This window comes from Pedobacter petrophilus (genome assembly GCF_009674725.1).
Classification (GTDB): Bacteria; Bacteroidota; Bacteroidia; order Sphingobacteriales; family Sphingobacteriaceae; genus Pedobacter; species Pedobacter petrophilus.
Genome location: NZ_WKKH01000009.1, coordinates 18,859 through 31,552, shown reverse-complemented (window position 1 = coordinate 31,552; position 12,694 = coordinate 18,859). Strand labels below are relative to the sequence as shown.

Here is a 12,694-nt window from a genome sequence, read left to right as displayed (position 1 = left end):
TCAAAGTAATTAACCATGAGCACCTTATCGAAAAGAATCAACAGTCTATCAGAATCTGCAACCCTTAAAATGACTAAACTTGGTCGCGAATTAGCTTCCAAGGGCATAAACATCATCAGTCTAAGTGTTGGCGAACCCGATTTTAATACGCCTGATCACGTAAAAAATGCTGCGAAAGACGCATTAGATGCGAACTACACCCGCTACTCGCCTGTTCCGGGATATCCGGATTTACGCCAGGCAATCGTTAAAAAGCTGAAGGAAGAAAATAACCTGGATTATGATATTTCTCAGATTGTAGTTTCAACAGGTGCTAAACAATCGCTATCTAACGTAATATTAACCCTTATTGATCCTGATGATGAGGTAATTATACCAACCCCATACTGGGTTTCGTATTCGGAAATGGTTACACTTGCAGAAGGTAAATCAGTTTTTATCAACACCGACCTGGAAAGCAATTTCAAGATTACACCAGCACAATTAGAAGCGGCTATTACACCCAAATCTAAATTGTTTATGTTTTCTTCACCATGTAATCCAACCGGATCTGTTTATAGCAAAGATGAGTTGGCTGCATTAGCGGAGGTATTCGAGAAACATCCCAATATTTATATTTTGTCTGACGAAATTTATGAACATATCAACTTTGTTGACAGTCATGAATCAATTGCCCAGTTCGATAGCATTAAAGACCGTGTAATTGTTGTTAATGGTTTCTCAAAGGCATTTGCCATGACCGGATGGAGACTAGGTTATATTGCTGCAAACAAAGAGATTGCAGCAGCAAATGATAAATTACAAGGTCAAACCACATCTGGTACTTGCTCCATTGCACAGAGAGCCGGAATTGTAGCTTACGAGCAAGGTTTGGAAAGCGTATTGAAAATGAAAGAAGCTTTCTCACGCAGAAGAGAATTGGTTTATAATTTATTGAATGAAATTCCTGGTGTAAAAACAAACTTACCTGATGGTGCATTTTATTTCTTCCCGGAAATCAGTTCATTTTTTGGAAAGAAAGATGCTGACGGAAACGTGATCAAAGATTCTTCAGATTTAGCACTTTACCTGTTGAACGTAGGTCATGTGGCAACCGTTGGCGGCGATTCATTCGGTAACAATAATTATATCCGCTTATCTTACGCCGCATCAGATGAAAGTTTGGTAGAGGCTATGAAAAGAATTAAAGAAGCGCTGGGCAAGTTAGCTTAATCAATACACTACTCACTCGTCGCCAGCAAACATAAATACAAAACCTCGTTAAATTATTTTAACGGGGTTTTGTGTTTAAAGCACAGTTGATTTGAGGAATACCAACTGTTAACTGAAACTATCGGCTAAAAACTGTTAACTGAAAACCGGTAACTGAAAACTGCTAACTTCTAATCGCCTCAACCGGATCTAATCTTGAAGCTGAATAAGCTGGCCAGAAGCCAGAAATGGTACCGATAATAATAGAAATTCCAATTCCTAAAATAATATTATTTAAGCCCAGGATGATGCTAAACCCTGTAGCGGCACCAATGGCCAGCGCCATCAGGTAAACCAATATTAACCCGAGTAAGCCACCCAATATGCAAAGAGATATCGATTCGAAAATGAATTGCAGCAAGATAAAATAGTTCTTTGCACCTAAAGATTTCTGAATCCCAATGATGTTGGTTCTTTCCTTTACGGAAACAAACATAATATTTGCAATACTGAATCCACCAACAAGAATTGAAAATCCGCCGATGATCCATCCGGCAATATTAACCATGGTAAACATCGAATCCAGCTGATTGGAAATGATGGTAGTTTTGTTCAAAGCAAAATCATCTTCCTGGCCAGGTCTGATTCTATGAATCGACCGCATCAATCCCTGTAATTCACTTTCAATCTCTTCTAATGATACATTGTCGTTACCGCGAACCGTTATTTGTGGGCCGTAGCGCTCGTTTTGAATGTCTAAAATTCCTTTGGCAAAATTTACCGGTACGTTTACGTTTTTATCCAGCGTACTGCCAAACATATCCTCCCCTTCTTTTTTAAACACGCCGATAACAGTTAATCTTCTGCCTAAAATCTGCACCTGTTTTCCAACCGGATCTTCAGATCCGAATAAGCCTTCAGAAATATCTGCACCCATTAATAAAACCGGGGCGCCGTTACTGCTTTCTGATTCGGTAAAATACCGGCCGGATTGCAATTCGAAGTTCCACGTTTTATCGAAATCCTGAGAAGCGGCTGTAACCGTTATTCCTTCCACAGAACTACTTCTGTATTTGATGGTTCTATCGCCTGTAGAAATCTCAAAAGTAATGCCCTGTGCATTTTCCATTCGCGCTCTTAATATTTCAAAATCACGCAATGAGGGTTGCGGACGGTTCATGTATTTCCACCAAGGGTAATTATCACCGAAACTCCATGGCCATTTTTGAATGAAGATGGTATTTGAGCCTAACTTATCTACACTGGATTGAAGTTTACCACGAAAGGTATCTACTGCAGAGAAAACGGTTATAATGGTAAAAATACCAATCGTTATCGCCAGAAGAGATAACATTGTTCGTAACTTATTCTGACGCAATGCATCAAACGCAAAACGGAAGCTTTCGCCTATTAGCCTAAAAACGATCATAATTAATGGTTAGATGCAAAGCGGTTGAAAAGGTTACACTACCCCTATCAAAACTAATTAAATTTTGCTTAAAAACGGTTTTAAACTGTTTTTAACTTAAATTCTTGATTACAAAACATAATATACGTTAAATGCGTTTGATAAAATAAGGAAAAGAAAAATTAAATTCGTATTTTTGCACCTCAAAAAATTCATCAAGAATGAAATTATCACAATTCAAATTCAACTTACCAGAATCATTAATTGCCAACAATCCGGCGGAACAACGCGATGAAGCTCGCTTAATGGTCTTACATAAAGACAGTGGTAAAATTGAGCATAAAATTTTCAAAGACGTTTTAGGTTATTTCGATGACAAGGACGTTATGATATTAAATAATACTAAGGTTTTTCCTGCCCGTTTATATGGAAATAAAGAAAAAACCGGTGCTACCATCGAGGTTTTTTTACTTCGTGAATTAAACAAAGAATTGCGTTTATGGGATGTTTTAGTAGATCCTGCACGTAAAATCCGTGTTGGTAATAAACTTTATTTTGGCGATGACGATTTATTGGTTGCTGAAGTTGTAGATAACACTACATCCCGCGGACGTACCATTCGTTTCTTATTTGAAGGTACAGACGAAGAGTTTAGAAGAAACGTTGAAATTTTAGGTGAAACACCGCTTCCTAAATACATTAAACGTAAAGCAACTGCTGAAGATAAAGAACGTTATCAAACCATTTTCGCGAAACATGAAGGTGCTGTAGCGGCTCCAACGGCAGGTTTACACTTTAGCCGTGAGTTAATGAAACGTCTTGAGCTAAAAGGCATTGAGTTTGCAGAAGTAACCTTGCACGTAGGTTTGGGTACTTTCAGAACGGTAGAAGTAGAAGACTTAACCAAGCACAAAATGGATTCTGAACAATTCATTATTGAGTCTAAAGATGCTAATATCGTAAACAAAGCTTTAGAAGAGAAAAGAAAAATCTGCGCGGTTGGTACAACTTCAATGCGTGCGATCGAGTCTGCTGTTTCTGCAAACAGAACATTAAAAGCCGCTAATGACTGGACCAGTAAATTCATTTTCCCTCCTTACGAATTTAACATTGCAAATTCGATGATAACTAACTTCCATACGCCAGAATCTACCTTATTGATGATGGTTAGTGCATTTGGCGGATATGAAAATGTAATGAATGCTTACGAGGTAGCCGTAAAAGAAAAATATAAATTTTATAGCTACGGCGATGCCATGCTGATTATCTAGAACAGACTCAAGTATTAAGTATCAAGTATTAAGGCTGAGTTCTTTTACTTGCTACTTGATACTCAATACTTGATACTTTTTGATGAAATATTACGCTATTATTGTAGCAGGCGGTTCTGGCAATCGGATGCAGACAGAAACCCCAAAACAATTCCTGATATTGAAGAACCTGCCGGTTCTGATGCACACCATCAAGGCTTTTGCGCAAAGCGATACACAACCTAAAATTTTACTGGTTTTAAATAAAGATCAACAGGGATACTGGAGAAGGCTTTGTGATGAATTTAACTTCCGCATTCCACATGAGGTAATTGATGGCGGAACAGAGCGTTTTTATTCAGTTAAAAATGCTGTCGATTGTATCAATGATGATAGTTTTGTTGCCATTCATGATGCCGTTCGGCCTTTGGTTTCAAAAGAACTGATCGACAACTGTTTTAAACGCGCTGAAGCATTTGGAAATGTGATCGCAGCTGTTCAGTCCAGTGATAGTGTCCGAATGCTTAGAAATGAAAAATCGTCGGCTTTAAGGCGCGATGAAATCTACCTAGTACAAACTCCTCAGACTTTTAGCCTGAAGATATTGAAGGCAGCTTATCAGCAGGATTTCGCCAGCCATTTTACAGACGATGCCAGCGTTGTTGAAGCGCTGAATGAAGAAATCAATATTCTAGAAGGTGAGCGAAACAATATTAAGATCACCTACCCAATAGATTTAGAATTAGCAGAACTTTTATTAAGAAGTTAATTCAAAAGAAAAGGTGTTTCACAAAAATGAAACACCTTTTCTAATTCGCCTGCCCGATAAACTTTATCTCAATAGGGCGAATATTCCTAAATATATCTTAGGTTGCTCTGCCAATAACTTTTAGCAAGATTGCAATTACTGCGATTACTAATAAAACGTGGATGATGTTACCTACATCTCCAAATCCGTGGAATAAAAATCCGATTACCCATAATATAACCAATACCACTGCTACTAAATACAATAAATTTCCCATAGTGTTAATTTTTTTAATTGAATGTTGATGTATTAACACGAACAAAATAGTTTTGTTTAGAAAATGTAAATATTTTTTTTCTATACTCACTTAATCATTTATTCTTCAAGGGAATGGGGGCTTTCAGGAATCAAGTATTATGATCCATAAAAGGAACAATCATTTAAAGGGACAGTGTAGGGCAACCAAACTAAGTAGCGTTAGCTTCTTAGCCATCTTGCAGAAGCCCATAAGCCATGGCACAAAAAAACCGCTCAACTTTTTGGCTGAGCGGTTAATATTTCTTTAATCCTTAGTATTCATCCTCATTAAAGAAGAAATCTTCTTTAGTTGGATAATCAGGCCAGATTTCTTCAATGGTTTCATAAGGTTCGCCATCATCTTCTAATGCCTGTAAATTCTCGATAACCTCAACAGGAGCACCAGAGCGGATACCGTAATCAATTAATTCATCTTTAGTTGCAGGCCAAGGTGCGTCTTCCAAGTGCGATGCTAATTCTAATGTCCAATACATATCTTCAATTCAATTAAATGCTTGTTCTTAATAATGCGCAAAGTATATTAAAATTTTTGAGCAAAACAAACTTATTTTTCAACTTTTAAACACGGGGGATCCAAATGTTTTCTTCCGCCGCAAAATCCATATTCAGTTTTCGTGCCAAAACGAATAGATAGTCGCTTAAACGATTTAAATATACGGTAACCCGCTCCTCTACAAAGCTATTTTCTGCCAGTTCTACAGTCAAACGCTCCGCTCTCCGGCAAACACACCTAGCAATATGGCAGTAGGAAACCACTGTATTGCCGCCAGGTAGAACAAAATGTTTCAGTGGAGGCAGCAATTCATTCATGCTGTCAATCTCATTTTCTAATAATGTAATGTCCGAATCCTTCAAATCAGGGATCTTCATTATTGATTTTTCCGGATCAGCAGCCAGTGATGCGCCGATAGTAAATAAACGATCCTGAATTTCTTTTAACAACTGCTGGTATTGCTCATTGATCTCCTGACACATAATTAACCCAATGTACGAGTTCAATTCGTCTACCGTGCCGTAGGTATCAATCCGCAAATGGAACTTTGGAACACGGGTGCCACCAATTAAGGAGGTTTGACCTTTGTCGCCTGTTTTAGTATAGATCTTCATTTAGAAAGGTTAAAGGTTGAAGGTATAAGGTTTAGGGTAAAACCTTACGCCTTAAACCTTATACCATACGCCTTAGTTAATTTTCTCAAAATCGCTGCCACTGTCTTGAAGTGCCTGCAATCACGGAGAAACATTTTTAATGTCTGTATTGAGGTAATCGTTTTCGATTAGTCCATCGCGCATCCGTACAATTCTGTGGGCATGCTGTGCAATATCTTCCTCATGTGTAACCAGAATGATGGTATTTCCTTTACTGTGAATTTCTTCCAGTAAACCCATAATTTCAATTGATGTTTTGGTGTCAAGGTTACCAGTGGGTTCATCGGCAAGAATGATGGATGGATCGTTAATTAACGCTCTCGCTACAGCTACTCTTTGGCGCTGTCCACCAGATAACTCATTTGGTTTGTGATCCATCCGGTTACCCAGGTTCACATTTTCTAACGCTTTAGCCGCCCTGGCCTGCCTGTCTTTTTTACTTGTACCGGCATAAATGAGCGGTAAGGCCACATTATCCAATGCTGTAGATCTTGGAAGTAAGTTGAACGTTTGAAAAACAAAACCTATTTCCTGGTTACGAACCTCGGCCAATGCATCATCTGTCATATGGCTAACGTTGGTTCCGTTTAAGATGTAAGTACCACTAGAAGGGGTATCTAAACAGCCTAATATATTCATTAATGTCGATTTTCCAGAACCGGAAGGGCCCATCAAAGCAACAAATTCTCCTTTATTAATATCCAAAGAAACCGACTTCAGGGCATGGATAACTTCAGATCCGATGACATATTTACGCCCGATTTCTTTTATGGTAATGAGTGGTTGCTCCATGGTTTTTCTTGTTTAGACAGGCTTAGCGGGTGAGATGTTACAAGTCTTTAAAAAAATGCCTGCGAGAAACTGGCTCATCTCCATTCGGCACATTTTCAAAGTTATTATTATGAAGTTATTTTTCGATGATTTTAGGTACCATAAAAAATTGATCATTGTGCTTCGCTGCATTTTTTAAGCCGTCTTCAGTAGAAATTTCTTGCTTAACAACATCCTCACGCCAAACATTTGTGGCTTCATTCATATAAACCAATGGCTTTACATCAGATGTGTCAAGTTCATTCAACTTTTCCATAAAAGATAAAATTTTATTCATCTCTGGAATCAATGTATCCACTTCCTTTTCATCGATGTGGATTCTGGCCAAATCAGCTATTTTGTATATTGTTTTTGCGTCTAAATTCATTTTATTAATTTACTATCTATTAATTTAAAAACCTGCTCTTTTAAAACATCAGCATCATCAATGGCCAAAACAGCGGTATTAATGGGTTTGTGGACGTAAATATCGCAAATTCCGGGCTTACTTCCGTATTGAGAACCATCATCCCAGTTGATTTTCCAAACATTGGTTATACTTACCGGAACCAGTGAGATATTTTTATCTATAGCCAACCGGAAAGGACCATTCTTAAATTCTCCTAATTTTGGTGGATAGTGAACGTCTATTTTCCCTTCGGGAAAAATAATGAGGCTCATCCCCTTCTCTAAATTTTCACCGGCTTTTTTAAAGGCCCTGAAAGCTGAAATCTTACTATCCCGGTTTACCGAAATATCTATCGTTTTAAAGAAAATTCCCAGCACCGGATGGTTTAATAATTCATCCTTTCCCATAAAATGAAATTTCCCATGTGCCATGATGCACATAATCATAATATCCAGATTAGAACTATGATTGGCGCAATAAATATAAGTCTGCTTATGATCCAGCTGCTCTTCATATTTGAAAGAAAAAAACACGCCCGAAAAGCAACTGCATAAGAAGCTATTCAACTTCCGGCATACATTGAGTATGCCATAATATTTTTCACTTCTGGAAGTAATATAGTAGAGCGGATAAAACAAGGCGAAAAAAAAGATGATCCAGAAAAGATACCAAAACCTGTGGAACTGCCTTAAGAGTTTAATCATATGTGATCAAAAATATAAATTAGCACGACAAATTCGCTTCTGATGTAAACTATTTTTTAAAATTAGGTGCATGAATCCTTTAAACTCTTTAACTGCCAATTTGGAAAACGAAGATGGAAACGACTATTTTAGCCGTTGAACAAGGCAATTGCCTGATTTAATGAGCGATTGTTTTTCTGGTTTCTGTATTCGTCCGCATGCAGATTTACAATGGTTTTTGCAGATTCGTCAGGTGTTCCCCATAAAGTGAATCTATTGATATAAAATTAACACGATCTTATACATTGCTTGTTTTTTATTTTTAATTTCGTGCCATTATGAAAGAAACAGTGGTGAGTGGCATTCGGCCAACGGGAAAGCTACATTTAGGGAATTATTTTGGTGCAGTGACCAATTTTGTGAAGATGCAGTATGATTATAACTGCTACTTTTTTATTGCAGACCTTCATTCTTTAACCACACATCCAACTCCCGGAGATTTACACGGCTATGTGCGCCATGTTTTGGTAGAATACCTGGCCTGCGGCATTAATCCGGAGGAGACGACAATTTACGTACAAAGTGACGTGCCTGAAGTTTCTGAACTCTACTTATATCTTAACATGAATGCCTACCTGGGTGAACTTGAACGCAGTGCATCCTTCAAAGAAAAAATAAGATCGAACCCTGATAACGTTAACGCAGGTTTGTTAACCTACCCGACTTTAATGGCTGCTGATATTTTAATCCACAGGGCTACAAAAGTTCCTGTAGGGAAAGATCAGGAACAGCATTTAGAAATGACCCGCAACTTTGGGAACCGTTTCAATAGAATGTATAACGCTGATTTTTTTCCTGAATCTTTTGCTTTTAACTATGCTGAGAACCTTGTTAAGGTGCCGGGATTGGAAGGAAAAGGCAAAATGAGCAAATCAGATGGCGACGGAAACTGTATTTATTTATCAGATAGTCCGGAGATTATCCGTAAAAAAGTTTCCCGGGCGGTAAGTGATAGTGGCCCGACGGAAGAAAACCAGGAAAAGCCGGAAGCTATTCAGAATTTATTCGATTTAATGAAGATCGTTTCTACTGCTGATACCGTTGAACATTTTGATGGCTTATACAATAAAATGCAAATCCGTTACGGCGATATGAAAAAACAGCTTGCAGAAGACATGATTGTTTTCAATTCGCCCATCAGAGAGCGTATCGAAGAGATTTCGAAGGATGATCTTTACTTAAGACAGGTGGCTAAACATGGCGCTTTAAAGGCACGCGAAAGTGCCCAACAAACCATTAGAGAAGTTCGTAAATTAATCGGGTTTAAGAGTTTTTAATTAATTAAATAGATTGGAAATATTGGATTAAGGGCAATTGCTTAAGCTCATATCCAATATCTCACATCTCATATCTAAAAAGAATGCACATAGCAATTGTAGGAAATATTGGCGCAGGAAAAACAACTTTAACAGGTTTACTAGCGAAGAATTACGGGTGGGAAGCTTTGTACGAAACCGTAGACAACAATCCTTATCTGGAAGATTTCTACAGCGACATGAAACGCTGGAGCTTCAATCTTCAGATTTATTTCTTAAATAGCCGCTTTCAGCAAATTACTGATATTGAGGTAAATAAAAGGAATGTAATTCAGGATAGAACCATTTATGAGGATGCGCATATTTTTGCGGAAAACCTGCATGATATGGCGCTGATGACTACACGTGACCACGATAACTACCGTGCCATTTTCGACAACATCACTTCATTCATTAAACCACCGGATTTATTGGTGTATTTACGCGCATCAGTGCCAACTTTGGTTAATAATATTCAACGTCGGGGCCGGGAGTATGAAGCGGGAATCAGAATCGATTATTTATCCAAGCTAAACGAAAAATATGAAGCATGGATTAAGGATTATGATTTAGGCAAATTGCTTATTTTAGATAAGGATAAACTGGATTTTACCAATAACCCTGAAGACCTGGGTGCTGTTATTCAATCTATAGAAGCTGAAATAAACGGCTTGTTTTAACACAAGTGTTGGGAATGTTGATGTGCGCCAGGTAAAATAGTTAAAATGTTTATGCAAACAAAAGTTGACGATCGTGATCCGTTGCACTGGAAGCTAGGGTTATTTTATTTCAACCTTAAAGATAAAAGAGTCTTCTTACCTAAAAGGATCAGGTTTCTGGGCTGGACCTTAAATCTTGCACATACGGCTTAATATTTCATTATAGCAATAATATTTACTTTCGTTTTTTACAAAATCTACCAGGCCTAACACATGAAGGATATTAATTCAGTATCTCCAACAACAGATTTAAAAATCATAGGAATTATTCCGGCAAGATACGCGTCTACCCGTTTCCCGGGGAAACCACTGGTAGATATTGCTGGTAAAAGTATGATTCAACGGGTTTACGAGCAAGCTTTAAAATCAAAAAGTTTAACTAAAGTTGTAATCGCTACAGATGATCAACGAATTGCCGATGAAGTTGAAAAATTTGGAGGTGAGTTTGTGTTTACGGCACCACATCATCAAAGTGGTACAGACAGGTGCGCAGAAGTAATTGAACAGTTACCGGAATTCGATATTGTAATTAATATTCAAGGTGATGAACCTTTTATTGAACCTGCACAGATTGATTTACTGGCAAGCTGCTTTGCTGAAGAAAAAGTGGAGCTAGCTACGTTAATTAAACCTATTCAAAGTCAGGAAAGTATCTACAACCCAAATAGTCCGAAAGTGGTAATCGATGTAAACGGTAGAGCGATGTATTTCAGCAGAAGTCCTATTCCCTTTATCAGAGGTGGAGAGCCCGGCGTTTGGGCAGAAAAGCATCAGTTCTATAAGCACATTGGCATTTATGGCTATCGCAAAGAATCCTTAAAAGCCATTACTAAACTACCACAATCATCTTTAGAAATTGCAGAAAGTCTGGAGCAACTTCGATGGATCGAAAACGGCTTCTACATCCAGACAAAAGTAACTGATTTAGAAACGGTTGCGATAGATACACCAGAGGATTTATTAAAGTTAAATAAGCTGTTAGAAGCTTTAAAACTGGATTAACCCGGTAGCTTAATTCTGGTAATATCTTAATCTGGTTTTAGAAAAAAATAAAATTCGTAAATTCGAACATGAGAAAATTTTCGCTTCCAGCCCTCACCTGCTTCATTTTACTTATTGGTTGTCAGTCAAACGATAAAAAAGATAATGCGCAGGCAGAATTCAAAAACGTTAATCAGCTTGTTACCAAATCGTTCTCTGATTTAAATGCTCAGGATACTTTCAAAATTGAACTGACCGGAAGAAAGCCGGAAGATATGGTGCTGACTTTCAACATCAGGAAATCCGACGGTAAAGAAATCTATAATGTGAAGATCAAAGGCACTGATTTACTGGGGAGTACTGATCCAAATGTTGATCTTTCAAAAGAAAAAGATCAGATTACATTTCTCAAAACCATTGCCGGGAACTTTTTCTCCGAAGATAATTTTCTGGAACCAGCAGTTATGCGTTCCGATAAGCCTGATGATTATGTGCCGGATAAGGCTTTTTATGAGGAACTTAAAAAATCACGGTTAAATGGTTTCAAATATCGCTTGGGTAAAGAAAACAACATGTATATTGCATGGAGCGAGAAAGAACAAAAAGTTAAAATTTATTATAATTGTTGTTAGTTTTAAAATGGTAAATTAACTACCATCTTTCTACAAAAAAAGCCTTTTAACATTTTCTAGGGTTTAAACGACATTACCCGTGTTCGGTAATACAACAACTGCTAGAAAAAGATCCTTCTTTCCTATTAATCACATTCCAAAGTAGCTATAATATAATTACTATGGAACGAATTACGAATAAAATTATCTGGAATATTTTGAATGAAGGAAAAGCCGTTTTACTTTCTTCGCATGCTAAATTATCAATACCAATCATTAATAGGATTTATAAAAAAATGATCAATAATATTAAATTTGATGATATTAAGGTATGTGATAATTTAATTATAGATGGTCATCATCGCTATTAGTTCAATTTTGGCAGAAATAGCGCTAGGGAGCGTTCCTTCTTTCAAAACAAGGGCCACGCTGGAATATGAATGGAAAAATGTAGAATTTGTTGAAGAAGAATGGGATACAGAAAATAAAATTATCATCTTAAATCAACAAGATGCAAAATTCAATAACATCACTATCGATAAAATAATTGAAATAACAAAATTAAAACATAAATTTGTGTATGCTTTTGTTGTTAGATATAGATGGGGTAATGACGCCTGCAAACTCATGGAGAAGTCCGGAGATTTTAGCGGATGGCTTTATTGAGTTCAATTCTAAAGCAATAAAGGCACTAAATAAGGTGCTTGCCAACACTGAAATAGAAATTGTACTTACTACATCTCATAAGTTTAAATATAATTTAAATGAATGGATTAATATCTTCAAAACCAGGAATATCAATTTAAATAAAATTAGCCGTCTTCCTGATAACATAGGGAATCTGGATAGAAACTATGAAATTTTGAACTGGTTCAATTCAAAAACAATTCAAGATAATTTCATTATTTTAGATGATGATAAATCACTTAATGCACTCCCCGCTTTTTTAAAAGCCAGATTAATTCAAACTAGTGCATCGGTTGGTTTCACTAATGATTTAGCGGATGAAATGCTGGCATTAATCCAAAAAGAAAACCACGAATTCGCATAATAATAATTTATTCT

General features: G+C 37.1%; 18 protein-coding genes. 11 read left to right on the top strand and 7 right to left on the bottom strand.

Annotated features, from left to right (window positions below):
- Positions 1–15: 15 nt before the first annotated feature.
- The gene (locus GJU39_RS07760; protein WP_209437606.1) at positions 16–1,212 is read left to right on the top strand and encodes a pyridoxal phosphate-dependent aminotransferase; all 1,197 of its coding nucleotides are present in this window, start codon (positions 16–18) and stop codon (positions 1,210–1,212) included.
- Positions 1,213–1,375: 163 nt separating this feature from the next.
- On the opposite strand, the gene GJU39_RS07755 is transcribed toward GJU39_RS07760, so the two are convergent.
- The gene (locus tag GJU39_RS07755) at positions 1,376–2,620 is read right to left on the bottom strand and encodes an ABC transporter permease (RefSeq protein WP_154280218.1); all 1,245 of its coding nucleotides are present in this window, start codon (positions 2,618–2,620) and stop codon (positions 1,376–1,378) included.
- 200 nt (positions 2,621–2,820) lie between these two features.
- Between GJU39_RS07755 and queA the strand changes: the two genes are divergently transcribed.
- Both queA and GJU39_RS07745 read left to right on the top strand, forming a co-directional pair.
- Positions 2,821–3,870 (top strand): tRNA preQ1(34) S-adenosylmethionine ribosyltransferase-isomerase QueA, encoded by a 1,050-nt coding sequence (gene queA, locus GJU39_RS07750; protein WP_154280217.1) that lies wholly within the window; start codon positions 2,821–2,823, stop codon positions 3,868–3,870.
- Between the two features lie 82 nt (positions 3,871–3,952).
- Positions 3,953–4,618 carry a 2-C-methyl-D-erythritol 4-phosphate cytidylyltransferase gene (locus GJU39_RS07745; RefSeq protein ID WP_154280216.1) on the top strand — a complete coding sequence of 222 codons (666 nt, stop codon included), beginning with the start codon at positions 3,953–3,955 and terminating at the stop codon, positions 4,616–4,618.
- Positions 4,619–4,715: 97 nt separating this feature from the next.
- Here GJU39_RS07745 and GJU39_RS07740 read toward each other — a convergent pair whose 3' ends face one another.
- From GJU39_RS07740 to GJU39_RS07715, 6 genes are all read right to left on the bottom strand, one after another.
- Positions 4,716–4,874: a lmo0937 family membrane protein gene (locus tag GJU39_RS07740; RefSeq protein ID WP_010603502.1), complete on the bottom strand. Its 159-nt coding sequence runs from the start codon at positions 4,872–4,874 to the stop codon at positions 4,716–4,718.
- 292 nt (positions 4,875–5,166) lie between these two features.
- Positions 5,167–5,388, bottom strand: coding sequence for a DUF2795 domain-containing protein (locus GJU39_RS07735; protein ID WP_010603503.1), 222 nt, complete (start codon positions 5,386–5,388; stop codon positions 5,167–5,169).
- 85 nt (positions 5,389–5,473) lie between these two features.
- Positions 5,474–6,022, bottom strand: a complete 549-nt coding sequence (locus tag GJU39_RS07730; RefSeq protein ID WP_154280215.1) for a cob(I)yrinic acid a,c-diamide adenosyltransferase — start codon at positions 6,020–6,022, stop codon at positions 5,474–5,476.
- Between the two features lie 120 nt (positions 6,023–6,142).
- Positions 6,143–6,853, bottom strand: coding sequence for an ABC transporter ATP-binding protein (locus GJU39_RS07725; RefSeq protein ID WP_154280214.1), 711 nt, complete (start codon positions 6,851–6,853; stop codon positions 6,143–6,145).
- Positions 6,854–6,968: 115 nt separating this feature from the next.
- Positions 6,969–7,259 carry an Asp-tRNA(Asn)/Glu-tRNA(Gln) amidotransferase subunit GatC gene (gene gatC, locus GJU39_RS07720; RefSeq protein WP_154280213.1) on the bottom strand — a complete coding sequence of 97 codons (291 nt, stop codon included), beginning with the start codon at positions 7,257–7,259 and terminating at the stop codon, positions 6,969–6,971.
- Complete coding sequence (locus GJU39_RS07715; protein WP_154280212.1) at positions 7,256–7,984, bottom strand: lysophospholipid acyltransferase family protein; 729 nt, start codon at positions 7,982–7,984, stop codon at positions 7,256–7,258. The genes gatC and GJU39_RS07715 overlap by 4 nt, the downstream gene beginning before the upstream one ends.
- 317 nt (positions 7,985–8,301) lie before the next feature.
- Between GJU39_RS07715 and trpS the strand changes: the two genes are divergently transcribed.
- From trpS to GJU39_RS07685, 8 genes are all read left to right on the top strand, one after another.
- Positions 8,302–9,300, top strand: coding sequence for a tryptophan--tRNA ligase (trpS, locus tag GJU39_RS07710; RefSeq protein ID WP_154280211.1), 999 nt, complete (start codon positions 8,302–8,304; stop codon positions 9,298–9,300).
- An 83-nt stretch (positions 9,301–9,383) separates the two neighbouring features.
- Complete coding sequence (locus GJU39_RS07705; RefSeq protein ID WP_154280210.1) at positions 9,384–9,998, top strand: deoxynucleoside kinase; 615 nt, start codon at positions 9,384–9,386, stop codon at positions 9,996–9,998.
- Positions 9,999–10,043: 45 nt separating this feature from the next.
- Complete coding sequence (locus GJU39_RS23805) at positions 10,044–10,190, top strand: DUF5808 domain-containing protein (RefSeq protein ID WP_342448187.1); 147 nt, start codon at positions 10,044–10,046, stop codon at positions 10,188–10,190.
- Between the two features lie 60 nt (positions 10,191–10,250).
- Positions 10,251–11,039, top strand: coding sequence for a 3-deoxy-manno-octulosonate cytidylyltransferase (gene kdsB / locus GJU39_RS07700; RefSeq protein ID WP_154280209.1), 789 nt, complete (start codon positions 10,251–10,253; stop codon positions 11,037–11,039).
- A gap of 68 nt (positions 11,040–11,107) precedes the next feature.
- Positions 11,108–11,650 (top strand): hypothetical protein, encoded by a 543-nt coding sequence (locus GJU39_RS07695; RefSeq protein ID WP_154280208.1) that lies wholly within the window; start codon positions 11,108–11,110, stop codon positions 11,648–11,650.
- A 161-nt stretch (positions 11,651–11,811) separates the two neighbouring features.
- Entirely contained in the window at positions 11,812–12,000 is a 189-nt protein-coding gene (locus GJU39_RS07690; RefSeq protein WP_154280207.1) for a hypothetical protein, read from the top strand.
- Positions 11,981–12,295 (top strand): hypothetical protein, encoded by a 315-nt coding sequence (locus GJU39_RS23405; protein WP_167515663.1) that lies wholly within the window; start codon positions 11,981–11,983, stop codon positions 12,293–12,295. The genes GJU39_RS07690 and GJU39_RS23405 overlap by 20 nt, the downstream gene beginning before the upstream one ends.
- Positions 12,240–12,680, top strand: coding sequence for an HAD domain-containing protein (locus GJU39_RS07685; RefSeq protein WP_209437605.1), 441 nt, complete (start codon positions 12,240–12,242; stop codon positions 12,678–12,680). Before GJU39_RS23405 ends, GJU39_RS07685 begins: the two co-directional genes overlap by 56 nt.
- Positions 12,681–12,694: the final 14 nt, after the last annotated feature.

What these genes read in the sequence shown, in the direction of transcription:
- GJU39_RS07705 (WP_154280210.1), top strand. Translation starts at nt 9,384, where the DNA reads ATGCACATAGCAATTGTAGGAAATATTGGCGCAGGAAAAACAACTTTA.
- GJU39_RS23405 (WP_167515663.1), top strand. Translation starts at nt 11,981, where the DNA reads ATGGTCATCATCGCTATTAGTTCAATTTTGGCAGAAATAGCGCTAGGG.
- GJU39_RS07745 (WP_154280216.1), top strand. Translation starts at nt 3,953, where the DNA reads ATGAAATATTACGCTATTATTGTAGCAGGCGGTTCTGGCAATCGGATG.
- GJU39_RS23805 (WP_342448187.1), top strand. Translation starts at nt 10,044, where the DNA reads ATGTTTATGCAAACAAAAGTTGACGATCGTGATCCGTTGCACTGGAAG.
- GJU39_RS07760 (WP_209437606.1), top strand. Translation starts at nt 16, where the DNA reads ATGAGCACCTTATCGAAAAGAATCAACAGTCTATCAGAATCTGCAACC.
- GJU39_RS07735 (WP_010603503.1), bottom strand. Translation starts at nt 5,388, where the DNA reads ATGTATTGGACATTAGAATTAGCATCGCACTTGGAAGACGCACCTTGG.
- GJU39_RS07690 (WP_154280207.1), top strand. Translation starts at nt 11,812, where the DNA reads ATGGAACGAATTACGAATAAAATTATCTGGAATATTTTGAATGAAGGA.
- GJU39_RS07740 (WP_010603502.1), bottom strand. Translation starts at nt 4,874, where the DNA reads ATGGGAAATTTATTGTATTTAGTAGCAGTGGTATTGGTTATATTATGG.
- GJU39_RS07725 (WP_154280214.1), bottom strand. Translation starts at nt 6,853, where the DNA reads ATGGAGCAACCACTCATTACCATAAAAGAAATCGGGCGTAAATATGTC.
- GJU39_RS07685 (WP_209437605.1), top strand. Translation starts at nt 12,240, where the DNA reads ATGACGCCTGCAAACTCATGGAGAAGTCCGGAGATTTTAGCGGATGGC.
- GJU39_RS07730 (WP_154280215.1), bottom strand. Translation starts at nt 6,022, where the DNA reads ATGAAGATCTATACTAAAACAGGCGACAAAGGTCAAACCTCCTTAATT.
- GJU39_RS07755 (WP_154280218.1), bottom strand. Translation starts at nt 2,620, where the DNA reads ATGATCGTTTTTAGGCTAATAGGCGAAAGCTTCCGTTTTGCGTTTGAT.
- queA (WP_154280217.1), top strand. Translation starts at nt 2,821, where the DNA reads ATGAAATTATCACAATTCAAATTCAACTTACCAGAATCATTAATTGCC.
- GJU39_RS07695 (WP_154280208.1), top strand. Translation starts at nt 11,108, where the DNA reads ATGAGAAAATTTTCGCTTCCAGCCCTCACCTGCTTCATTTTACTTATT.
- trpS (WP_154280211.1), top strand. Translation starts at nt 8,302, where the DNA reads ATGAAAGAAACAGTGGTGAGTGGCATTCGGCCAACGGGAAAGCTACAT.
- kdsB (WP_154280209.1), top strand. Translation starts at nt 10,251, where the DNA reads ATGAAGGATATTAATTCAGTATCTCCAACAACAGATTTAAAAATCATA.
- GJU39_RS07715 (WP_154280212.1), bottom strand. Translation starts at nt 7,984, where the DNA reads ATGATTAAACTCTTAAGGCAGTTCCACAGGTTTTGGTATCTTTTCTGG.
- gatC (WP_154280213.1), bottom strand. Translation starts at nt 7,259, where the DNA reads ATGAATTTAGACGCAAAAACAATATACAAAATAGCTGATTTGGCCAGA.